This is a genomic window from Sphingomonas sp. SRS2, from assembly GCF_000971055.1.
Lineage (GTDB): Bacteria > Pseudomonadota > Alphaproteobacteria > Sphingomonadales > Sphingomonadaceae > Rhizorhabdus.
Window position 1 is genome coordinate 1 of record NZ_LARW01000118.1, and the last position, 19,928, is coordinate 19,928.

The 19,928-nt window shown below is 63.5% G+C and carries 25 protein-coding genes; 10 read left to right on the plus strand and 15 right to left on the minus strand.

Going from position 1 to position 19,928, the window contains the following annotated elements; all coding sequences use genetic code 11:
• Nucleotides 1–155: 155 nt before the first annotated feature.
• Complete coding sequence (serS, locus tag WP12_RS18965; protein ID WP_046195286.1) at nt 156–1,433, minus strand: serine--tRNA ligase; 1,278 nt, start codon at nt 1,431–1,433, stop codon at nt 156–158.
• 9 nt (nt 1,434–1,442) lie between these two features.
• Here serS and WP12_RS18970 point away from each other — a divergent pair, with 9 nt between their 5' ends.
• Nucleotides 1,443–2,174 carry a hypothetical protein gene (locus tag WP12_RS18970; protein ID WP_152664081.1) on the plus strand — a complete coding sequence of 244 codons (732 nt, stop codon included), beginning with the start codon at nt 1,443–1,445 and terminating at the stop codon, nt 2,172–2,174.
• 147 nt (nt 2,175–2,321) lie between these two features.
• The gene (dksA, locus tag WP12_RS18975) at nt 2,322–2,786 is read left to right on the plus strand and encodes an RNA polymerase-binding protein DksA (RefSeq protein ID WP_046195256.1); all 465 of its coding nucleotides are present in this window, start codon (nt 2,322–2,324) and stop codon (nt 2,784–2,786) included.
• A gap of 26 nt (nt 2,787–2,812) precedes the next feature.
• Here dksA and WP12_RS18980 read toward each other — a convergent pair whose 3' ends face one another.
• The gene (locus WP12_RS18980; protein WP_046195257.1) at nt 2,813–3,010 is read right to left on the minus strand and encodes a YdcH family protein; all 198 of its coding nucleotides are present in this window, start codon (nt 3,008–3,010) and stop codon (nt 2,813–2,815) included.
• Nucleotides 3,011–3,226: 216 nt separating this feature from the next.
• Here WP12_RS18980 and WP12_RS24340 point away from each other — a divergent pair, with 216 nt between their 5' ends.
• Nucleotides 3,227–3,382, plus strand: coding sequence for a YdcH family protein (locus tag WP12_RS24340; RefSeq protein WP_084691242.1), 156 nt, complete (start codon nt 3,227–3,229; stop codon nt 3,380–3,382).
• Between the two features lie 29 nt (nt 3,383–3,411).
• Here WP12_RS24340 and WP12_RS18985 read toward each other — a convergent pair whose 3' ends face one another.
• The 3 genes from WP12_RS18985 to WP12_RS18995 form a co-directional block, all read right to left on the minus strand.
• Nucleotides 3,412–3,801: a PilZ domain-containing protein gene (locus WP12_RS18985; protein WP_046195258.1), complete on the minus strand. Its 390-nt coding sequence runs from the start codon at nt 3,799–3,801 to the stop codon at nt 3,412–3,414.
• 105 nt (nt 3,802–3,906) lie between these two features.
• Complete coding sequence (locus tag WP12_RS18990) at nt 3,907–5,079, minus strand: acetyl-CoA C-acetyltransferase (protein WP_046195259.1); 1,173 nt, start codon at nt 5,077–5,079, stop codon at nt 3,907–3,909.
• A gap of 87 nt (nt 5,080–5,166) precedes the next feature.
• On the minus strand, nt 5,167–6,123 hold the full coding sequence (locus WP12_RS18995) for an alpha/beta fold hydrolase (protein WP_235399206.1): 957 nt from the start codon (nt 6,121–6,123) through the stop codon (nt 5,167–5,169).
• A gap of 130 nt (nt 6,124–6,253) precedes the next feature.
• Here WP12_RS18995 and phaR point away from each other — a divergent pair, with 130 nt between their 5' ends.
• Nucleotides 6,254–6,823: a polyhydroxyalkanoate synthesis repressor PhaR gene (gene phaR / locus WP12_RS19000; protein WP_046195261.1), complete on the plus strand. Its 570-nt coding sequence runs from the start codon at nt 6,254–6,256 to the stop codon at nt 6,821–6,823.
• A 40-nt stretch (nt 6,824–6,863) separates the two neighbouring features.
• Here the strand turns inward: phaR and WP12_RS19005 are convergent, their stop codons facing one another.
• Nucleotides 6,864–7,652, minus strand: a complete 789-nt coding sequence (locus tag WP12_RS19005) for a class I SAM-dependent methyltransferase (protein ID WP_443027888.1) — start codon at nt 7,650–7,652, stop codon at nt 6,864–6,866.
• Nucleotides 7,653–7,714: 62 nt separating this feature from the next.
• Between WP12_RS19005 and WP12_RS19010 the strand changes: the two genes are divergently transcribed.
• Nucleotides 7,715–7,915, plus strand: a complete 201-nt coding sequence (locus WP12_RS19010) for a hypothetical protein (RefSeq protein WP_046195262.1) — start codon at nt 7,715–7,717, stop codon at nt 7,913–7,915.
• 10 nt (nt 7,916–7,925) lie between these two features.
• On the opposite strand, the gene WP12_RS19015 is transcribed toward WP12_RS19010, so the two are convergent.
• Nucleotides 7,926–9,485, minus strand: a complete 1,560-nt coding sequence (locus WP12_RS19015; RefSeq protein ID WP_046195263.1) for a CpaF family protein — start codon at nt 9,483–9,485, stop codon at nt 7,926–7,928.
• A 126-nt stretch (nt 9,486–9,611) separates the two neighbouring features.
• Here WP12_RS19015 and WP12_RS25405 point away from each other — a divergent pair, with 126 nt between their 5' ends.
• The gene (locus WP12_RS25405) at nt 9,612–9,752 is read left to right on the plus strand and encodes a hypothetical protein (RefSeq protein WP_160299252.1); all 141 of its coding nucleotides are present in this window, start codon (nt 9,612–9,614) and stop codon (nt 9,750–9,752) included.
• Between the two features lie 25 nt (nt 9,753–9,777).
• Here the strand turns inward: WP12_RS25405 and WP12_RS19020 are convergent, their stop codons facing one another.
• Entirely contained in the window at nt 9,778–11,607 is a 1,830-nt protein-coding gene (locus tag WP12_RS19020) for a M10 family metallopeptidase C-terminal domain-containing protein (protein WP_046195264.1), read from the minus strand.
• Between the two features lie 182 nt (nt 11,608–11,789).
• Between WP12_RS19020 and WP12_RS19025 the strand changes: the two genes are divergently transcribed.
• The gene (locus tag WP12_RS19025; RefSeq protein ID WP_046195265.1) at nt 11,790–12,236 is read left to right on the plus strand and encodes an SRPBCC family protein; all 447 of its coding nucleotides are present in this window, start codon (nt 11,790–11,792) and stop codon (nt 12,234–12,236) included.
• Nucleotides 12,229–12,558, plus strand: coding sequence for an ArsR/SmtB family transcription factor (locus tag WP12_RS19030; RefSeq protein ID WP_084691243.1), 330 nt, complete (start codon nt 12,229–12,231; stop codon nt 12,556–12,558). Before WP12_RS19025 ends, WP12_RS19030 begins: the two co-directional genes overlap by 8 nt.
• Before the next feature lie 59 nt (nt 12,559–12,617).
• On the opposite strand, the gene WP12_RS19035 is transcribed toward WP12_RS19030, so the two are convergent.
• The 7 genes from WP12_RS19035 to WP12_RS19065 form a co-directional block, all read right to left on the minus strand.
• Nucleotides 12,618–12,881, minus strand: a complete 264-nt coding sequence (locus tag WP12_RS19035) for an ATP synthase F1 subunit epsilon (RefSeq protein WP_046195267.1) — start codon at nt 12,879–12,881, stop codon at nt 12,618–12,620.
• A 2-nt stretch (nt 12,882–12,883) separates the two neighbouring features.
• Nucleotides 12,884–13,072 carry a glutathione S-transferase gene (locus tag WP12_RS19040; protein ID WP_046195268.1) on the minus strand — a complete coding sequence of 63 codons (189 nt, stop codon included), beginning with the start codon at nt 13,070–13,072 and terminating at the stop codon, nt 12,884–12,886.
• Nucleotides 13,072–14,544 (minus strand): F0F1 ATP synthase subunit beta, encoded by a 1,473-nt coding sequence (gene atpD, locus WP12_RS19045; protein WP_046195269.1) that lies wholly within the window; start codon nt 14,542–14,544, stop codon nt 13,072–13,074. Before atpD ends, WP12_RS19040 begins: the two co-directional genes overlap by 1 nt.
• Before the next feature lie 56 nt (nt 14,545–14,600).
• Complete coding sequence (locus WP12_RS19050; protein WP_046195270.1) at nt 14,601–15,485, minus strand: F0F1 ATP synthase subunit gamma; 885 nt, start codon at nt 15,483–15,485, stop codon at nt 14,601–14,603.
• A 61-nt stretch (nt 15,486–15,546) separates the two neighbouring features.
• Nucleotides 15,547–17,076 carry a F0F1 ATP synthase subunit alpha gene (atpA, locus tag WP12_RS19055; protein ID WP_046195271.1) on the minus strand — a complete coding sequence of 510 codons (1,530 nt, stop codon included), beginning with the start codon at nt 17,074–17,076 and terminating at the stop codon, nt 15,547–15,549.
• Nucleotides 17,077–17,078: 2 nt separating this feature from the next.
• Nucleotides 17,079–17,633, minus strand: coding sequence for a F0F1 ATP synthase subunit delta (locus WP12_RS19060; protein WP_046195272.1), 555 nt, complete (start codon nt 17,631–17,633; stop codon nt 17,079–17,081).
• Nucleotides 17,634–17,947: 314 nt separating this feature from the next.
• The gene (locus tag WP12_RS19065) at nt 17,948–18,415 is read right to left on the minus strand and encodes an Hsp20 family protein (RefSeq protein WP_046195273.1); all 468 of its coding nucleotides are present in this window, start codon (nt 18,413–18,415) and stop codon (nt 17,948–17,950) included.
• 182 nt (nt 18,416–18,597) lie between these two features.
• Between WP12_RS19065 and WP12_RS19070 the strand changes: the two genes are divergently transcribed.
• Nucleotides 18,598–19,539, plus strand: coding sequence for an acetyl-CoA carboxylase carboxyltransferase subunit alpha (locus WP12_RS19070; RefSeq protein WP_046195274.1), 942 nt, complete (start codon nt 18,598–18,600; stop codon nt 19,537–19,539).
• 96 nt (nt 19,540–19,635) lie between these two features.
• Nucleotides 19,636–19,911 (plus strand): hypothetical protein, encoded by a 276-nt coding sequence (locus WP12_RS19075; protein WP_046195275.1) that lies wholly within the window; start codon nt 19,636–19,638, stop codon nt 19,909–19,911.
• The last annotated feature ends 17 nt before the right edge of the window (nt 19,912–19,928 follow it).

Genomic DNA, 19,928 nt, shown 5'->3' on the forward strand with positions numbered 1-19,928 from the left:
ATGCAGGCGGAGGTGAGCAGCAACAGCGCGACGATTGCCGGCGTGGTCGAGCGGGAGGTCAGCAAGGCCATGTCGGTCTGTTAGCAGTCTTGGCTGACTATGCCACCCTTCGCATCAGCGCTTTGAGAACAGTTTGCCGCAGGACGGCAATATGATCATGCGGGGCGCAGCTCGGTGAGTCCGCCCATATAGGGAAGCAGCGCCTCCGGGATCGCCACGGAGCCATCTGCGCGCTGATAATTCTCGAGCACCGCGACGAGCGTGCGGCCGACCGCGAGACCCGAGCCGTTGAGGGTGTGGACGAAGCGAGTGCCCTTGCTTTCGCCCGTCGGCCGATAGCGCGCGTTCATGCGCCGCGCCTGGAAGTCGCCGCAGTTGGAGATGCTGCTGATCTCGCGATAACAGGCCTGGCCCGGCAGCCACACTTCGAGGTCGAAGGTCTTGCGCGCGGTGAAGCCCATGTCGCCGGTACACAGCATCACCCGGCGATAGGGCAGGGCCAGCTCTTCGAGAATGGCCTCGGCGGCGCGGGTCATCTCGGCGTGGACGGCATCCGATTGTTCGGGGGTCGTGATCGCGACCAGCTCGACCTTCTCGAACTGGTGCTGACGGATCAGGCCGCGCGTGTCGCGCCCAGCTGCGCCGGCTTCCGACCGGAAGCACTGGGTCAGCGCGGTGAACTTCAGTGGCAGCTCCGTTTCACCCAATATCTGCTCGCGCACCATGTTGGTCAGGCTGACCTCGGCGGTGGGGATCAGCCAGCGGCCGTCGGTGGTCTGGAACAGATCCTCGGCGAACTTCGGAAGCTGGCCGGTGCCGAACACCGCCTCGTCCCGCACCAGCAGTGGCGGGATCACCTCGGTGAAGCCGGCGGCGGTCTGGCGATCGAGCATGAACGCGCCCAGCGCGCGCTGGAGCCGGGCGATCCCGCCCTTGAGCACGGCGAAGCGCGCCCCCGATATCAGCGCGGCGGATTCGAAATCGAGCCCTAGCGGTCCGGCGAAATCGGGATGTTCGCGGGCGACGAAATCGAAGCTCGGCGGATTGCCCCAACGGTGCTGCTCGACATTGCCGCTTTCGTCCGCACCCTCGGGCACGTCATCGGCCGGGAGGTTCGGGATCGCCGCGAGCGCCGACTGAAATGCCGCGTCCACTTCGCTTCCCTCGGCTTCGAGCGCAGGCATCTTCTCCTTGAGCGCCGCCACCTCGGCCATCAGCGTCGCTGCGGTCGCCTCATCCTTTTGCGCCTTGGCCTGGCCGATCGCCTTGGAGGCATCGTTGCGGCGCGCCTGCGCGACCTGCAATTCGGTGGTGATCGCCCGGCGGCGCTCGTCGAGCGCGAGCAGGGAAGGGGACATCGGCGCCACGCCGCGGCGGCGCAGAGCGGCGTCGAAGGCGGTGGGTTCGTCGCGGATCAGGCGGATATCGTGCATCGCCGCCCTATGGCCTCGATGCGCGAGCCACGCAACCGCCCGCACCAACCATCGAAGCGCGATGAGGTTGCGCGCCTGAGACGAATTGACGGTCGTTTCGCCCCGCCCGGGGCGCGATCCATCGAAACGGACTGGAACCGGCACGCGCCTTTGTGCGTCATTCTCTCGACTGACCCAAAGAGGAGTATCGATGTGACTTTGCGAACTGCTTTTCTTGCTACTGCTTTGCTGACGGCCGGTGTGGCCGCGCCGGCCTTCGCTCAGGGCGCTCCTGCGGCAGCCGCTCCGGCGAAAGCCAATGTCACGGCGGGAGCGGCGGTGATGGACGCCAAGGGCGGTGCGGTCGGCACCATTGCGTCGGTTACGGGCGATATGGCGGTGATCGACACCGGTGTCGTCAAGGCCAGTGTTCCGACTTCAGCCTTCGCGCAGAGCGATAAGGGGCTGCTGATCGGCATGACCAAGGTGGAGCTCGAGGCCGCTGCGCAGGGTGCCGCGGCCAGCGCTCAGCAGCAGTTTCTGGCGTCCCTGAAGCCCGGCACGGCCGTGAGCGATCAGAATGGCGGCGCTGTCGGCACCATCGAAGCTGTCGAAGGCGATCTCGTCACCCTGGCGACTCCGAACGCAAAGGCCAAACTGCCCAAAAGCGCAATTGCCCAGGGTCCAAACGGCCCGATAATTGGCATGACCCAGGCACAACTAGAAGCTGCGGCCAAGGGGAGCGCGCCGCCGGCCGGCTGAGCCATCCCGAATAATCCCCAAGTTTCTGCGCCCGCGCACAGGTTCGCACCTTGTGCGTGGGCGTCGTGCTGTCTATAGCCCGCGGCGGGCGACCAGCGGCACCGGCATGTAGGCCGGCGCGGCAGTCGAGGCAAAGCGGAGAGTCGGATGGCATCGTCGCTGAGTGGTGTTTTTGATGGTCGGGAACCGGTGAACGTGTCTGCGACAAATCTCGACGGTTACACACCATCACCGGACGAGCCTTTCATGAATGATCGGCAACTCGCCTATTTCAAGGCCAAGTTGCTCATGTGGAAGGAGTCGATTCTCAAGGAATCGGCCGGGACACTGCAACAACTTCAGGTTGATTCACTGCGCGAACCCGACCTTACCGACCGCGCGTCGAGCGAGACCGACTGGTCGATCGAACTGCGCACCCGCGACCGGCAGCGCAAGCTCATCTCTAAGATCGACGCTGCGTTGCGCCGGATCGAAGAAGGCGAATACGGCTATTGCGAAGTTACTGGCGAGCCGATCTCGCTGGGCCGCCTCGAAGCCCGCCCGATCGCCACGATGACGGTTGAGGCGCAAGAGCGCCATGAGCGTAACGAGAAGGTCAGCCGCGAGGAATAGTCTGCCAGCCTTCGCCGGCAGGATGTTCAGGCTATTATATCGGGGATCAGCATATCCTCCAGCTGCGTGACCTCGTCCTTCAGTCGCAGCTTGCGCTTCTTGATCCGGGCAATCTGAAGCTGGTCGATCGCGGGCGCGGACAGCAGGGCTTCGATGGCCGCATCCAGGTCGCCATGTTCCTGCCGGAGCAGTTCGATTCGCCGCGCAATGATTTCATGGTCCAATCGACTCGCTCCGCACCCGCTACTGCCGCGCGCCAATCTAGCGGCAGAGAGCACCGACGCTCAAGTCGCGAAGCGCCTGGACGTCAAACAGGTGCGTTTCCCGACCGTCACGGCCAATCGTGTTCAACATCGGATCAACCCTGTTTTTGGACGAGACAGGTGATGCAAATCGTGATTTATTGATCGGCCCAGTCGGAGTGAAAGGAGACAGCCTAGATGTTGACTACCCACTCGAACGCAATGCTCGCGAAGCACGCCGGGATCGAAGCCCGGATCGCAGCGGAGTCTCGACGGCCTGCACCGGATACGGTGCTGATCAGCCAACTGAAGAAGCAGAAATTGAGGATCAAGGAAGCCCTCGCGCGCCTCTGATCATTAACGCCACCCAAGGGGATTGAGGGTCAGTCGATCCTCAATCCAGGGCGGCGGATTTTCCCGATATCGACAATTTTACGCAGATGGTCGTCGGTCTTGGCGACGACGGGCTGGCGCGCGCGCTTGGGATCGATGGTCTCTCCGAAGGTGATTCCCATCCGGCCATCGCGGACCCATATGATTTCCCCCGCGACGATGCCGATCCCGCGCAGGCCGATCTCGACGCTCGCGCCAAGGTCATAGTCGACCTGCGAATCGGCCATCAGTCCGGTCGAGGACAGGTTACGGACGCGAATCGGCTGCGTCTGGCGTGCATAGTCGCCCGCCGCCTTGATCGTACCCATGAGCAGCAGGCTGTCGCGCTGCCGCGTCCGCTTTCCCTGTTGCACCGACTGCTGTTCTATGGCCCCGGACATCTTGCTTCCTCGGTTGGAATATCCCGCGAGGATTAGACTTTAGAATGATGTAGTTCGGGTTAAGCGCTGCGCGAAAAACAGGCAGTTAGGGCGATTTTCGCGGGATTATCGCTCGATGCACATGGCGATGCCCATGCCCCCGCCGATGCACAGCGTAACCAGGCCCTTTTTCGCGTCACGGCGCGCCATCTCATACAGCAGAGTGGTCAGCACGCGCGCGCCCGACGCACCGATCGGATGGCCGATCGCGATCGCGCCGCCATTGACGTTGACGACATCGCCATTCCAGCCGAGTTCCTTGCCGACCGCCAGCGCCTGCGCCGCAAAGGCTTCGTTTGCTTCGATCAGGTCGAGATCGGAAAGCGCCCATCCGGCCTTTTCCAGGGCGAGCTTGCTGGCGGGGGCGGGGCCGATGCCCATGATCGAAGGATCTACCCCGCAGGTCGCCCAGCTGGCGATCCGGCCAAGTATCGGGCTGCCGCGCGTTGCCGCATCCTCGGCGGACATCAGCACGAGCGCGGCCGCGCCGTCATTGATCCCGCTGGCGTTGGCGGCGGTGACGGTGCCGTCCTTCTTGAACGCCGGCTTCAGCCCGGCCATTGCATCGATTGTCGCGCCGGCGCGGATATATTCGTCCTGGTCGACGATGGTGTCGCCCTTGCGGCCTTTGATGGTGATGGGGACGATCTCCGCCGCAAAGCGGCCCGCAGCCTGCGCGGCCTCCGCCTTGTTCTGGCTGGCGACTGCGAAGCTGTCCTGCTCCGCGCGGCCGATCTGATATTTCTCGGCCAGATTCTCGGCGGTGATACCCATATGATAGCCGTTGAACACATCGGTCAGACCATCGACGATCATTGTGTCGACCAGCGAGACGTCGCCCATCTTGGCGCCCGCGCGTAAGGCCTTGGCGTGGACCGACAGCGACATATTCTCCTGTCCGCCCGCGACGACGATACGGGCATCGCCGCACTTTATCGCCTGCGCGGCAAGCGCGACGGCGCGCAGTCCGGATCCGCAGACCTGATTGATGCCGAAAGCGGTCGCCTCTTTAGGGATGCCCGCGTTTATCGCCGCCTGCCGGGCCGGGTTCTGGCCCTGTCCCGCGGAGAGAACCTGGCCGAGAATGACCTCCTGGACGTCGGCGGCATCGACGCCGGCCTGCGCAAGGGCGGCGACGATCGCCTGCTGACCGAGAACATGGGCAGGGGTCGTGGCGAAGGCGCCGAGGAAGCTGCCTACCGCAGTGCGCTTGGCTCCGGTGATCACGATGTCGGTCATGCTCGCTCCTGCTCGATATTGCGTATGCGAACGGCGTTGCGGAACTGCTTTCGCCGACTCACGCTGTGATTTTGGATGGCCGACCTATCAGGAGTCCCGCAGTTGCGAAAGCCATGACACGAGGCTGGACCATAGCGACGCGGGGGCTTTTCTCCCCACCACCATGCCGACATGACCTTCAGCGAGTTCGATACGCTCGCCGCCGGGCCATGCGCTCGCCGCCGGCGTGATCCGGTCGGTTGTCGAGACGATGTTGAGCAGCGGCATTTTCAGCGCCGACGGATCTATGGTGCGGTCGCCGACCTTCCATTCGCCCGCGCCGCTCGCATTGCCGGCCATGAGCGATTCCATGAGTTCGCGTCCGGCGGCCAGCGTCAGCGGTGGCCCGTCATTTGCCCAATCTTCGACGGCGATATAATTCTGCCCTTCGGCGCTGAGGGGGTCCTTGCCGGCAAACTGTTCGAACTTTGCCACGGTCCGCGCCGGATCGATCCGCCAGAATATCTGTTGCAGCACTTCCGCAGGCAGCAGGCCGAAATTTTCGGCGATCGATTCCGCAGCGCGCCAGATTCCGAGGAGATCGTTTCGCGTCTGCGAAGGAAATCCGCCAAAATCCCATGGCGTGGCAATGAGGATCAGCGCTTTGGGCGGGTGCAGCATTGCCGCTGCGATGCTCATCGTTCCACCCAGGCAATATCCCGCCAGAACGGCGTGCTTGCCGAGCAGGTCGAGCGCCGGGACGATATAGCTCTCGGCATGGCCGCTCACGCTCAGGTTGCGTTCGGTTGCGTCGGGCGTTCCCCAGTCGAGCAGCACCGGATCGGCGCCGCGCGCGGCAAGGCCCCGCATCATCGAGTTTTCCGAGGTCAGGTCGAGAATCTCGGACCCGTTGATCAGCGATGGCACGAACAGGACGGGGCTGCCTCCCGCGCCGTAGCTGCGCAGCGAAACCCGGCCGATACGCGCGATTACTGGAGGCAAAGGCGGCCGTGGTTGGCGCGGTGCGGCCTGATATGCCTTCAGCCCGGCGAGCGCGGTTCGCATCCTGGCGGGTTCCGCAGCAGTTTCGTTGCGCAGCATATCGAGGAACAGGGGGAGCGGCCGCGGTCTGTGTTGCGGCGCGGAAAGATTTGATGCTATGCTGTCTGCAACATTTGTCGGCAGGTGGGGTATCATGGCGAAATCATCGGACGGCTCCGGAACGGTTATCATCAAGAAATACGCTAATCGCCGGCTGTATAATACTGAAACATCGAGCTACATCACGCTGGACCATCTTGCGGCGATGACGCGCGAAGGGCGCGATTTCAAGGTTATCGACGCGAAGACCGAAGAGGACATCACCCACAATGTCCTGACGCAGATCATCATGGAAGAAGAAACCCGCGGACAGACGATGCTTCCCGTCAGCTTCTTGCGCCAACTGATCTCGCTCTACGGCGATTCCATGCAGTCGATGGTCCCGCAATATCTCGAAGCGTCGATGGATGCGTTCCGTCGCAATCAGACGCAGTTTCGTCAGGCGATGGAAGGGGCTTTTGCCGGAGGTCCTTTCGCCGAGATCGCCAAGCGCAACATGGAGATGTTCGAAGCGGCGGCCAGCGCGTTCAAGCCCACGCCGGGCAGCCCCGCAGCGACGACGGGCGCCGCCGCGACGACCGGCGCAACTCCGCCGCGTACCGAAGTCGACGCGCTGAAGGCGCAGCTTGCCGCCATGCAGGAGCAGATCGACAAGCTGAAGTGACGTTCGGAGAGGCTTTGGCCTCTCCCGAACGCCATTCATATCAGGGTTTCGCGAATTTGAGCGTTACCCGGTCGCTTTCGCCGATCGCCTGATATTTCGTGCGGTCGACGTCGCCGAGCTTGAGCGTCGGCGGCAATGTCCAGACGCCGTCTGGCCAGTCATGCGTATCCTTCGGATTGGCATTGATCTCTGACTCGCCAACCAGCTTGAAGCCTGCGGCGGTCGCAAGTTTTATGATCGTCGACTTCTTTAGATAGCCGCTCTTCTTTTCCAGCGCGCTATCCTTGCTCTCGGGCAGGCGATGGTCGACCACGCCCAATATGCCGCCCGGCTTCAGCGCTGCATAGAAGTCGGCAAAGGCCTTCGCCGCCACCGCATCGCCATTCATCATCAAATTGTGCACGTTGCGGAAGGTCAGTACACGGTCGGCGGTACCGGCGGGAAAGGTCGAAGCTTCGGTCGCGCTGAATGGAACGAGCTCGACCGCTCCGAACCGGTCCTTGTTCTTTTCCAGCATGGCCTTGACCGGGGCGAGACTGCGCTCGGATGATGGCGGCATCGCGACATAGCGGCCCTTGCCACGCAGTGCGGGCGCCAGGATCTCGGTATACCAGCCGCCGCCCGGATAATATTCGATCACGGTCTGCTCGGGCTTAACGTCGAAGAAGGCCAGCGTTTCGGCAGGATGGCGATAGACATCCCGGGCGCGGTTGGCCTCGCTGCGCTGGGGATCGGCGATGGCCTTGGCGATCGCGGGATCGACCTTGGCCGCCGCGGCGGGGGCGGCGGGGGCTATCGCTATGAATGCGGCGGCGGTGGCAAGAAACATGTGGCGCAACGAAGCTCTCCCGATATGGAACATCCGCGTAATGATGACGGAGATCGCGCAAGGTGCAATCGGATTACGCATGGCCGACGCTGTCGTTCGTCGCACTGGCGCTACTGTCCGTCGCGGCGGACTGGTGGCGCCACCGCCGGCGCGAGGCTGATCGCATCTGGGGAAGGGCAGGGTGGATGCCCTGGCCGCTGATATCGGTGCTGTCGCTGGTTGCCGCAGCCTATTGCGCGGCACTGTGGATCAAAGGCGTGTGACCGACCCGGATCAGAGGCAGGCTTCAAGCAGGGGCTGGTCGAATCCGAACTGCCGGGCCTTTTCGATCGAATAGGGGCGCAGGCCGGACGAGACATAGTCGCCGACGATCTTCCCTTCCGAATCCTCGGCGTGATATTCGAACTTGAACAGCTCCTGCGTGATGATCACGGGGCCTTCCATGCCGAGCACTTCGGTAATGCTCGTCACGCGGCGGGAGCCGTCGCGCAGGCGCTTGACCTGAACGATCATGTCGACCGAGTCGGCGATCTGCTTCGAGATCGCTTCCTTCGGCACCTTGATGTCCGACATCATCACCATGTTCTCCATGCGCGCCAGCGCCTCGCGCGGGCTGTTGGAGTGGAGGGTGCACATCGAGCCGTCATGGCCGGTATTCATCGCCGCGAGCATGTCGAAACACTCGCTGCCGCGAATTTCGCCGAGGATGATCCGGTCGGGACGCATACGCAGCGCGTTGACGACGAGATCGCGGATCGAGATCTGGCCCTGACCCTCGAGGTTGGCGGGGCGGGTTTCGAGCGGGAGCCAGTGCGGCTGCTGCAGCCGCAATTCGGCGGCATCCTCGATCGTGATCACGCGCTCGCCGGGGTCGATCATCTTTGACAGCGCATTGAGCATTGTCGTCTTGCCCGAGCCGGTGCCGCCGGAGATGACGACGTTGAACCGGCTCGCGCCCGCGATCTTGAGCAGCGTCGCCATCTTCTCGCTCATCGATCCGCCGCGCGCCATCAGGTCTAGCGTGATCGGCTTGGACGAGAATTTACGGATGGAGATCGCGGTGCCGCGCAGTGACAGCGGCGGCACGATCACGTTGACGCGGCTACCGTCGAGCAAACGGGCATCTGCGAGCGGCGTGGTCTGATCGACGCGGCGGCCGACCTTGGACACGATCCGCTGGGCGATCTGGAACAGATGCTCCTCATCGCGGAAATTGATCTTGGCGAGTTCAAGCTTGCCCTTGCGCTCGACATAAGTCTGGTTCGGGCCGTTGATCATGATGTCGGTGATCAGCGGATCGGCGAGCAGTTCCTCAAGCGGCCCGAGCCCGAGCAACTCGTCGACCAGCACCTTTTCGAGTGCGAACTGCTCGCGTCGGTTGAGAGTGATGCGCAGTTCGGCAAGCACCTCACCGATAATCGGCCGAAATTCCTCGGCCAGCTCGTCCTTGCTTAGCGAGGCGGCGGCTTCCGGATCGACGCGCTCGAGCAAGCGGGGAAGCACCTGCTCCTTGATCTTGTGGATAGAGGCTTCGAAACCTTCGACCCTAGAGTTGCCGGCGTCGCCCGAGGCGGCCTCACGGATAGCGAGCCGCGCCATTGCGTCGGCGTGCTTCGGCAATGCGACATCATTCTCGTCGACATTGATGGGATCGTCGAAGCTCGGCATTCCCGCGAACGGATCGGAGCCGGACAGCGGCACAGCATCGAGAGGCGGGAATTGCAGTCCACCGGTCAGCGGTCCGGGCGCGGTATCGCCCTGCATCGGCCGGGCCACGCCAAAAGCGGGCTTCGCGCCGTGCGTCATCGATCCACGCTTGCCGAAAGCACTCATCGCAAACTCTTCTCCGGGCGGCCAAACCTCGACCGAACAGGATTGCAGTAACGCGAAAGCCCTCAGAAACGGTTAACTCGCCATTTGCCGCTTCACGGGTTGAGCAGCCCAGGGATTGTTGCTGACATGGTTGCCCGCGGCATGATCCGGGGCGGATCGATCAAGGCGATTAAGACGATCAAGACCATCTCGATGGTGGTCAGGGACGGCGTCATCTATTGTCCCGGCGGGTTTGCCTTTATTCGGGATCAAACCGTTCGTCGGTGAACCCAGGGTAACGCTGCCGAAGTGATCAGATGAAATCGGCGACTGTGATCGCGGCGGGGTCGGCAAAACCGTTCAGCTCGAAGGCTTCGATCGCCGCGGACGCGCTCACATCGTAGAAAATATAGGTGTCGTCGCCGACCTTAAGGGCGGCGACATCTGTGAAGCCGGACCGGGCGTCAAGAAGCTGCTGCGCGCTGACTGCGGCCGGGCCCAGCGTAGTGAAGGCGCTGCCTTGCAGCACCGCGCTTGGCAGACCGAGTCCCATATGGATGCGGTCGATGCCATCGGCGAAGTCGGTGATTGAGTCGGTAAGGTCGGCTCCAACGCCATTGTTGGTGAAGCTCGCTTCGCCGCCGGCGAAATTGAAGACATCGGCATCGCCGCCGCCCATCAAGGTATCGAGGCCGGTTCCTCCGCTCAGCGTGTCCGCGCCGAGGTCGCCAAGCAGGACGTCATTGCCTGCGCCGCCGATGATGCTGTCGCCGCCTTGTCCGCCGCGCAGTGAATCATTGCCCTCGCCGCCGTCGATGCTGTCGTTGCCGAGATTGCCGTTGACGGTGTCGTTACCGGACCCACCCTGGATATTGTCGTTGCCTTGGCCGCCCTGGATGCGATCGAACCCGTCGCCGCCATTGAGCCGGTCGTCGCCGGCATTGCCCTGAATATAATCGCCGCCCGCACCGCCGTTAATGGTATCGGCGCCATCGCCGGGCACCGCGACGGTGCCGCCGCCGTACAGATGATCGTTGCCTGCGCCGCCGGTTATCGAGTCCGCGCCAGCGCCACCCAGAATGTTGTCGCTGTTGTCGTTCGCCACGATTGTGTCCGCGCCTGCGCCGGTGACGACCGTGTCGATGCGTGTGCCATAGGCGATAGCGAGGTTGTTGGTCAGCCCGGCGACGCTGCTGAAAGCGCCGTCGGTCATGTTGACGTTGGATGCCGTCGAAAAGCCCGACAGGTCGAGCGTGTTGCCGACGCCCTTGTTCCACAGGGTCACGATCGGCTTTGCGTTCACCGTGAAGTCGAAATAGTCGGCGATTGCGCCCTTAATATTGCTGTGGAAGCCATAGGTCTGGCCTCCCGCCAGCGGCGTGTTGACCGCCACGCCATAGACGCGCTGGATCGCGACGATATCGAGCGGCATCCACGTCGTCGGCACATTGCCGTAGCGAAAGCCGTCGCTGCTCTGGCTGCTGCCCCAGCTATGCCTGATGCCGGTGCTGGTGTCGGTCTCGTCGTTATAGGACATGATCGACCACGCGGACGAATCATAGGCGGTGTACGGGCTCTCATCGATGCCGGCGCCGCTGTCATAGGGCCCCGCATGGCCGAGACCCAGGACATGGCCGATCTCGTGGAGCATCGTCATCCACGGATAGCCGCCCATCTCTGTGAAGCTGCCGCCCAGCGGGCCGAAGGCGTCGGCGCTGGCGTCGATGGCGAGATGGCCACTTGAGGCGACGCCAAGCAGGGAGGAGCCGACCGAGGTGGGCCAGAATCGGTCCTGGCCACCCGATGCGGTGTCATCGTCGGCGCGCTTGATGGTGAAACGGGCGGTTCCCGCGGTGCTTTCGACGAAGGTGACGTTGGCGACCGCCGACCAAAGCTTCATCGACGAGACAAAGGCCTCGCGCTCGACCACGGTCCAGTTCGACGCGGCGTCGAAGACATAGTTGATGGTCGCGCCGCTGCCCGGTGCGCCGCTGCCCCATTTCGCCGCATAGGTGTCTAGGCCGTAGGTGGCCGGGCTATCGTCATTCCAGGTCCAGAAACTCTGGGCCGCGACAATGCCTCCGGCGGTAATCCCCGACAAATAGGTGACTTGGTTGAGTTGCTCGGTGTTCAAGGCGGTCATTGGCCGGCAATTAAGCACGAATCCGTTAACGTTGCCTGTGTGCTCATCTGAGCATCGGTTATTCGGCGCGTTCTTGCCACAGGTCGTCGCTGTCATGAGCAATGGTGGGAACATTACTGAACGCAACTTATAGGTTGCATGTTTAGCGCCATAGCCTAAATAGCAACCAGGAGGTTGCCCATATGCCTAATAGCATCGAACGTGAGATACAGCTCAGTGCATCCGTCGAGCGTGTCTGGCGCGCGCTGACCGATCATCGCGAGTTCGGCGAATGGTTCCGGGTCAGGCTCGACGGGCCTTTCGCGGTTGGCGAGATGAGCAGCGGCCATATCACCCATGAGGGCTTTGAGCATGTTCGCTGGAATGCCCGCACCGTGGCTATGGAGGAGCCTTATCGCTTCGCCTTCACCTGGCATCCTTACGCCGTGGATCCTGCGATCGATTATTCGGCGGAGGAGCCGACGCTCGTCGAGTTCCGGCTCGAATCGCGCGACGGTGGAACACATCTGACGATCACCGAGTCCGGTTTCGACAGGGTGCCCGCCTACCGCCGCGATGAAGCGCTGCGCATGAACGGCGGTGGCTGGACGGCGCAGATTGCGAACATCCGGATCCATGTCGATGGCTGACGCGGCAAGGACAGGCGATCCTGCGCCAATCTTCGCGGCGCTCGGCGACCGGACCCGGCTATCGCTGCTGATGACGCTGAGCGACGGAGCTACCCGTTCAATCACGATGCTGTCGGCTGACACCAGCCTGACCCGCCAGGCCGTTACCAAGCATCTGCGCGTCTTGCAGGAGGCAGGTCTGGTCGAGAGTATCCGGCAGGGGCGGGAGAGCCGCTTCGCCTGCCGCCCCGTGCCGCTCGACGAGGCGCGCGCCTATCTCGATCGGGTTGCCCGGCAATGGGACGATGCGTTGGGCCGGCTCAAGGATTTCGTCGAGGACTGACAAAAAAGGCCCGGCCGCTGGAGCGGTCCGGGCCATTCTTCAGCCGATATGCAGGAGGATCAGGCTTCGGTTGCCTGTTCCGCCAGTACCGTCAGGCCCTTCTCGTTGACTTCAGCGAAGCCGCCCTCGACCTGAATGCGCGCCGAGACCGTGTTGGGCCCCGAATAGATCGCAAGCTCGCCCGGACGGACCACGGACATGAACGGTGCGTGTCCCGCCAGCACGCCGAAGTCGCCCTCGGTGCCGGGCACCACCACCATATAGACTTCCTCCGAGCGGAGGAGCTTTTCGGGGGTGACGAGTTCGAAGTGCAGATCTGCCATGATCAATCCTGTTTCGCTGCGAGGGCAAGGTCGAACGCCGTGGTGGCCTTTTCGAACTTGTCCCGGCAGCCGGTGTTGCAGAAGCCGACGACCTGCCCCTTGTAGAGGGTCAGCGAGTCTGCCGAGATCGGATCACCCGACCAGGGGCAGAGTTCGTTGACCGCGTCCCCGAGGCGCAGGCCATTCGTCATCAGGCCGCTTCAGCAGCCAGCTTCTTGGCCTTCTCGACGACTTCGTCGATGCCGCCGACCATGTAGAAGGCGGCTTCCGGCAGATGGTCATACTCGCCTTCGACGACCGCCTTGAACGACTTCACGGTGTCCTCGATCGAGACGAACTTGCCGCTGATGCCGGTGAAGACCTCGGCGACGTGGAACGGCTGCGACAGGAAGCGCTGGATCTTGCGGGCGCGCTGCACGGTGAGCTTATCCTCTTCGGAAAGCTCGTCCATGCCGAGGATCGCGATGATGTCCTGCAGCGACTTGTACTTCTGCAGCGTCTCCTGGACGGCGCGGGCGGTCTCGTAATGCTCCTGGCCGACGATACGCGGTTCGAGCATGCGCGAGGTGGAGTCGAGCGGATCGACCGCCGGGTAGATGCCCAGCTCCGAAATCGCGCGGTTGAGGTTGGTGGTCGCGTCCAAGTGGGCGAAGGACGTGGCCGGCGCCGGATCGGTAAGATCGTCGGCAGGCACGTAGATCGCCTGCACCGAGGTGATCGAACCCTTGTTGGTGGAGGTGATGCGCTCCTGCAGCGCGCCCATGTCGGTCGACAGGGTCGGCTGATAGCCCACCGCCGAAGGAATACGGCCAAGCAACGCCGACACTTCCGAACCCGCCTGAGTGAAGCGGAAGATATTGTCGACGAAGAACAGCACGTCCTGGCCTTCGACATCGCGGAAATATTCGGCGATCGTCAGACCCGACAGCGCAACGCGCGCACGGGCGCCTGGCGGCTCGTTCATCTGACCGAACACCAGGGCGACCTTCGAACCCTCGGGGGTCGGATTGCCGTCGGCATCCTTGGCGATCACGCCCGCGTCGAGGAACTCGTGATAGAGATCGTTACCCTCGCGGGTACGCTCGCCGACGCCTGCGAACACCGAGGTGCCGCCATGGCCCTTGGCGATGTTGTTGATCAACTCCTGGATGAGCACGGTCTTGCCCACGCCGGCGCCGCCGAAAAGGCCGATCTTGCCGCCCTTCGCGTAAGGCGCGAGCAGGTCGATGACCTTGATGCCGGTGACGAGGATGCTCGCGTCCGTCGACTGATCGACGAACAGCGGGGCCTCTGCATGGATCGGTGCGGTCTGGGTCGCGTTGACCGGTCCGCGCTCGTCGATCGGCTCACCGATCACGTTGAGGATGCGGCCGAGCGTCATCGGGCCGACCGGCACGCGGATTTGCGAGCCGGTGTCGGTGACTTCCTGGCCACGGGTCAGGCCGTCGGTGGCGTCCATCGCGATCGTGCGGACGGTGCCCTCGCCGAGGTGCTGAGCGACTTCGAGAACAAGGCGGTTGCCGTTGTTCGAAGTCTCGAGCGCGTTCAGGATCGCGGGAAGCTCGCCATCGAAGCTGACGTCGACGACGGCGCCGATGACCTGCGAGATGCGGCCGACGCTCTTCGGGCCGGTGCTCGTGGGGGTGGTGGGGGCTTTAGCCATGGTCTGTTTCCTGCCTCTGATCTTTTACAGCGCTTCGGCGCCAGTCCTTCGATGTGCTACAGCGCTTCCGCGCCAGCGATAATTTCAATAAGCTCGGTGGTGATCGCGGCCTGACGGGTCCGGTTGTACTGGATCGTCAGCTTGTTGATCATCTCGCCGGCATTGCGGGTCGCGTTGTCCATCGCGGTCATGCGGCTGCCCTGCTCGGACGCGGCATTCTCCAGCATCGCGCGGAACAGCTGGACCGCGATGTTGCGCGGCAGCAGTTCGGCGAGGATTTCCTCCTCGTCGGGCTCATATTCGACCGCAGCCGAGGCCCCCGCCGTCTCAGCACCGCTGGCCGGCGTGAGCGGGACGGGAATGATCTGGATTTCCGTCGGATCCTGAACCAGCGCCGACTGGAACTTCGCGAAGAACAGGTGAGCGACATCGAACTCGCCTGCCGCATAGCGTGCGATCAGGTCTTCGGACACGACATGCGCGTCGGAGAAGGCGACGTTCTTGATGTGGGTCTGGTCGACCTGATGGACGATCTTGCCGGGGAAGAGGCGCTGGATGACCGCACGGCCCTTCTTGCCGATCAGATAGAACTTCACCGTCTTGCCCTGCGCGATCAGGCTCTCGGCCGCCTTGCGCGCGGCGCGGACGATGTTGGTGTTGAACGCACCGGCGAGGCCGCGCTCCGAGGTCGCGACGACGAGCAGGTGGACCTGATCGTTGCCGGTGCCCGCGAGAAGCTTCGGGCTCTGCGGGCCAACCGTCACCTTCGACGCCAGGCTCGACATGACCGCGTCGAGACGTTCGGCATAGGGACGCCCGGCCTCCGCCGCCATCTGCGCACGGCGCAGCTTGGCTGCGGCGACCATCTTCATCGCCTTGGTAATCTTCTGGGTCGACTTCACCGAAGTGATGCGGACCTTGAGGGCCTTGAGACTTGCCATCTAGTCTTGTCTCTTCTGTCCTGCTCCACCCGATCCGAAAATCGGGTGAAGGATCCGTATGTTAGGCGAAGGTCTTCACGAACGCTTCGAGCGCCGACTTCAGTGCGGCGGTCGAGTCCGCCGAGAGGTCCTTGCTGTCGCGGATCGCGGTGAGAACCTTGGCGTGCTTCGAGCGCATTTCGGCGAGGAAGCCGGCTTCGAAGCGCGTCACGTCCCTGGTCGGAATGGTATCGAGATAGCCATTCACGCCGGCGAAGATCGACGCGACCTGCTCTTCGAAGGGCAGGGGCTGGAATTGCGGCTGCTTGAGTAGCTCGGTCAGGCGCGCTCCGCGGTTCAGCAGGCGCTGGGTCGAGGCGTCGAGGTCCGAGCCGAACTGCGCGAAGGCAGCCATTTCGCGATACTGGGCGAGCTCGAGCTTGATCGAACCGGCGACCTTCTTCATCGCCTTGGTCTGCGCGGCGGAGCCGACGCGCGACACCGACAGGCCGACGTTGATGGCCGGACGGACGCCCTGATAAAACAGGTCGGTTTCAAGGAAGATCTGCCCGTCGGTGATCGAGATCACGTTGGTCGGAATGTAGGCCGAGACGTCGCCCGCCTGGGTTTCGATGATCGGCAGCGCGGTCAGCGAGCCGTTGCCATTGGCGTCGTTCAGCTTGGCGGCGCGCTCCAGCAGGCGGCTGTGGAGATAGAACACGTCGCCCGGATAGGCTTCGCGGCCCGGCGGGCGACGCAGCAGCAGCGACATCTGGCGGTAAGCGACGGCTTGCTTCGACAGATCGTCATAGACGATCAGCGCGTGCATGCCGTTGTCGCGAAAATATTCGCCCATCGTCACGCCGGTGTAGGGTGCGAGATACTGAAGCGGGGCGGGATCGGACGCGGTCGCGGCAACCACGATCGAATATTCCATTGCGCCATTTTCTTCGAGCGTCTTGACGAGCTGCGCCACGGTCGAGCGCTTCTGGCCGATCGCGACATAGACGCAATACAGCTTCTTGTTCTCGTCGTCGCCGGCATTGGCGGTCTTCTGGTTGATGAAGGTGTCGATTGCGACGGCCGACTTGCCGGTCTGGCGATCACCAATGATCAGCTCGCGCTGGCCGCGGCCGACGGGCACGAGCGCGTCGAGCGCCTTGAGGCCGGTCTGCACCGGCTCATGGACCGACTTGCGCGGGATGATACCGGGCGCCTTGACCTCGACGCGGCTGCGCTCGGTCGTGGCGAGCGGGCCCTTGCCGTCGATCGGATTGCCGAGGCCGTCGACCACGCGGCCGAGCAGACCCTTGCCGATCGGAACGTCGACGATCGTGCCGGTGCGCTTGACGACATCGCCTTCCTTGATCTGGGCGTCCGAGCCGAAGATCACGGCGCCGACATTGTCGGCCTCGAGGTTGAGGGCCATGCCCTTGATGCCGTTGGAGAATTCGATCATCTCACCGGCCTGGACATTGTCGAGGCCGTGGATGCGGGCGATGCCGTCGCCGACCGACAGCACCCGACCGACCTCGGAGACCTGTGCTTCGGTGCCGAAGCTGGCGATCTGGTCGCGGATGACCTTGGAGATTTCTGCGGCGCGGATGTCCATGTTCAGCCTTTCATCGCAATCGCGAGGGTGTTCAGTTTGGAGCGGATGGAACCGTCGATCTGGCGCGAGCCGATCTTGACGATCAGTCCGCCGAGGATCGAGGGATCCACGGTGAGCTCGACCGCGACTTCGCGGGCGAGCTCGGTCTTGAGCTTGGCTTTCAGCGCCTTGACCTGGGTGGCCGTGAGCGGATGGGCCGAGGTGACTTCGGCGGTGGTCTCGCCACGATGCGCGGCGGCGAGCTGGCCGAAAGCGCGAATCGTGGCGCCAAGCTGGCCGAGGCGGCGGTTCTGCGCGAGCACGCCGAGGAATTTGGTGGTGAGGGGGTCGATGCCCATTACCGATGCGGCGGCGGCAACCGCTTTGGTCGCCTGAGCGCGTGAGACGACTGGGCTGGTCGTCAACTTACGAAGATCGTCCGAATCGGCGAGTGCGGCCTTAAGCGTCGCAAGACTTGCCGAAACGGCGTCTAGCGCCTTCTCGTCACGGGCCAGTCCGAACAGCGCGGTCGCATAGCGTCCGCTGAGGCTAGCCTGAATACCGCCGGAATTCTCCACGCGCGTCTAATCCCCCAAATGGATTTAGCCCCATGCGGAAAAGGGGGCGCCGAGGCGTCCCCGCATGGGTCGCGGGCCGGTTAGCAGGGGTGTCCGGATGATGCAAGGCGGGAAGGGAACAAGAAACGGTAACGTGTCGGATAGTGCAAATCATGGCCCCGGCAGAGCCCGGAGCCGCTCCGCTATCGAGGAATGGCTGCTGCTGAAGCCTTTGCCGGTCTCCTTCCCGCCGGGCGGCAAATCTCCGCAGAATCAGAAAGCCGGACCTCACGGCCCGGCTTTCCTCTTCCGATCGGATGATCGGGCTGGCGATGTCAGGCGGCGGCCTTGGCCGGCTCTGCGTCGATCACCGGGCTGGGCTCGATGCCGTCGATCGCGATGCGCCGCGGCTTTTTGTGCTCGGGGATCTCGCGGACCAGCTCGACATTGAGCAGGCCGTTGTCATAGCCAGCGGCAGTCACCTTGATGGTGTCGGCCAGCTGGAAACGGCGCTCGAACGCGCGCTTGGCGATGCCACGGTGCAGGAACTCGCGCTGCTCGCCATCGTTCGCTTCGCCGGCGCGGCCGATGATGATCAGCATATTATCCTGGACGGTGACGTCGATCTCGTCGCGGGTGAAGCCGGCCAGCGCCATCTGTATGCGATAGGCGCCGTCGCCCGTCTTCTCGATATTATAGGGCGGGTAGCTGTCGCTCTCGCCACGGGTGAAATCGACGAGGCGATTGAGGTTCTCGAAGCCGATCGAGGACCGGAGGAGGGGAGCGAAATCAAGAGTACGCATGGGTCCGTTTCCTTGCAAAAGCGATGTTGACCTTGTCGGCCCGCGGAACATCCGCCGGGCCTGCCATGCCGCCCCGATTGGCGACGGCTGACGGCAGGCGAGATAGGAAGGGCCGTGCATCGTTCAAGAGGGGCATGCAGCGGTTCGTTGACGGACGGGGTTTGCCCGCCTAACCGGAGCCGATGGTTGCCTATCTCGAATTCGAAAAGCCGATCGCCGAGCTGCAGGCGCGCATCGCCGAACTCCGTTCGACCGCCCATGCCGGATCGCTGGATATCGGAAGCGAGGTCTCCAAGCTGGAGGCCAAGTCCGACAAGCTCCTGCGCGATACCTATTCCAAATTGACGCCGTGGCAGAAGACCCAGGTCGCTCGCCATCCTGAGCGACCGCATTTCAAGGATTATGTGGCGGGTTTCATCAGCGACTTCATGCCGCTGGCCGGCGACCGCGCCTTTGCCGACGATCAGGCGATCATTGGCGGGCTCGGCCGGCTCGGCGACCGCAGAGTTGTCGTTATCGGCCACGAGAAGGGCGACGACACCGCTTCGCGCATCCGGCACAATTTCGGCATGGCCAAGCCCGAGGGCTATCGCAAGGCGATCCGCCTGATGGCGCTGGCCGATCGCTTTGGCCTGCCCGTGGTCAGCCTCGTCGATACGTCCGGCGCCTTTCCCGGCATTCAGGCGGAAGAGCGTGGCCAGGCAGAGGCGATAGCCCGTTCGACCGAAGCCTGTCTCGCGCTCGGCGTACCAATGGTAGCGGCGATCGTCGGCGAAGGCGGATCGGGCGGCGCGATCGCGGTTGCCGCCGCCAACAAGGTGCTGATGTTCGAACATGCCGTCTATTCGGTGATCTCGCCTGAGGGCTGCGCGTCGATCCTGTGGCGCACCGGCGACAAGGCCGCCGAAGCCGCCGAGGCGATGAAGGTCACTGCCGCCGATCTTCAGCGCCTTGGCGTGGTCGATCGTGTGGTTCCCGAGCCGATGGGCGGAGCGCATCGCGATCCCGCAGCCGCGATCGCCGCGCTGGGCGCCGCGATCGGTGAGGAGCTCGACAAACTCGCCGGCAAGAAGCCGGCGACGATCCGCGCTGCGCGGCGCGACAAATTCCTCGCGATCGGCTGATTTCGGTTCGGGAACGATCCCATCCCTTACGGATCGAAAAGCGGATGATCCTCTCCGCGCTGCCGCTATAGTCCGCCCTGTTAAGGGGAGGGATGCATGCGGAAATGGCTGTTGGCGACGGTGGGCTCTCTGGCGGTTCTGTCGGCCACGCAGCTGGCGGCGGCTCCGGCCCAGAAAATGTCTGCGGCCGACAGGAAGCAGGGCGAGCTTAATCACCCCGGTCTGCTGCGCGACTATGGCGGCGCGATGAGTGGGCCTGCGGCCGATTTCGCGACCCGCGTCGGTCGCCGCGTCGCCGTTCAGTCAGGCTTGTCTTCCGACGGCGAGGATTTCACCGTCACCCTGCTAGATTCGACCGAGGTGATTTCGTAACGGAACCGTTCAGGTCG

Bases quoted from the DNA above. Each gene is read 5' to 3' on its own strand.
- serS (WP_046195286.1), bottom strand. From the start codon at position 1,433: ATGCACGATATCCGCCTGATCCGCGACGAACCCACCGCCTTCGACGCC.
- WP12_RS18970 (WP_152664081.1), top strand. From the start codon at position 1,443: ATGGCCTCGATGCGCGAGCCACGCAACCGCCCGCACCAACCATCGAAG.
- dksA (WP_046195256.1), top strand. From the start codon at position 2,322: ATGGCATCGTCGCTGAGTGGTGTTTTTGATGGTCGGGAACCGGTGAAC.
- WP12_RS24340 (WP_084691242.1), top strand. From the start codon at position 3,227: ATGTTGACTACCCACTCGAACGCAATGCTCGCGAAGCACGCCGGGATC.
- WP12_RS18985 (WP_046195258.1), bottom strand. From the start codon at position 3,801: ATGTCCGGGGCCATAGAACAGCAGTCGGTGCAACAGGGAAAGCGGACG.
- WP12_RS18990 (WP_046195259.1), bottom strand. From the start codon at position 5,079: ATGACCGACATCGTGATCACCGGAGCCAAGCGCACTGCGGTAGGCAGC.
- WP12_RS18995 (WP_235399206.1), bottom strand. From the start codon at position 6,123: ATGCGAACCGCGCTCGCCGGGCTGAAGGCATATCAGGCCGCACCGCGC.
- phaR (WP_046195261.1), top strand. From the start codon at position 6,254: ATGGCGAAATCATCGGACGGCTCCGGAACGGTTATCATCAAGAAATAC.
- WP12_RS19005 (WP_443027888.1), bottom strand. From the start codon at position 7,652: ATGTTTCTTGCCACCGCCGCCGCATTCATAGCGATAGCCCCCGCCGCC.
- WP12_RS19015 (WP_046195263.1), bottom strand. From the start codon at position 9,485: ATGAGTGCTTTCGGCAAGCGTGGATCGATGACGCACGGCGCGAAGCCC.
- WP12_RS25405 (WP_160299252.1), top strand. From the start codon at position 9,612: ATGGTTGCCCGCGGCATGATCCGGGGCGGATCGATCAAGGCGATTAAG.
- WP12_RS19020 (WP_046195264.1), bottom strand. From the start codon at position 11,607: ATGACCGCCTTGAACACCGAGCAACTCAACCAAGTCACCTATTTGTCG.
- WP12_RS19025 (WP_046195265.1), top strand. From the start codon at position 11,790: ATGCCTAATAGCATCGAACGTGAGATACAGCTCAGTGCATCCGTCGAG.
- WP12_RS19030 (WP_084691243.1), top strand. From the start codon at position 12,229: ATGGCTGACGCGGCAAGGACAGGCGATCCTGCGCCAATCTTCGCGGCG.
- WP12_RS19035 (WP_046195267.1), bottom strand. From the start codon at position 12,881: ATGGCAGATCTGCACTTCGAACTCGTCACCCCCGAAAAGCTCCTCCGC.
- WP12_RS19040 (WP_046195268.1), bottom strand. From the start codon at position 13,072: ATGACGAATGGCCTGCGCCTCGGGGACGCGGTCAACGAACTCTGCCCC.
- atpD (WP_046195269.1), bottom strand. From the start codon at position 14,544: ATGGCTAAAGCCCCCACCACCCCCACGAGCACCGGCCCGAAGAGCGTC.
- WP12_RS19050 (WP_046195270.1), bottom strand. From the start codon at position 15,485: ATGGCAAGTCTCAAGGCCCTCAAGGTCCGCATCACTTCGGTGAAGTCG.
- atpA (WP_046195271.1), bottom strand. From the start codon at position 17,076: ATGGACATCCGCGCCGCAGAAATCTCCAAGGTCATCCGCGACCAGATC.
- WP12_RS19065 (WP_046195273.1), bottom strand. From the start codon at position 18,415: ATGCGTACTCTTGATTTCGCTCCCCTCCTCCGGTCCTCGATCGGCTTC.
- WP12_RS19070 (WP_046195274.1), top strand. From the start codon at position 18,598: ATGGTTGCCTATCTCGAATTCGAAAAGCCGATCGCCGAGCTGCAGGCG.
- WP12_RS19075 (WP_046195275.1), top strand. From the start codon at position 19,636: ATGCGGAAATGGCTGTTGGCGACGGTGGGCTCTCTGGCGGTTCTGTCG.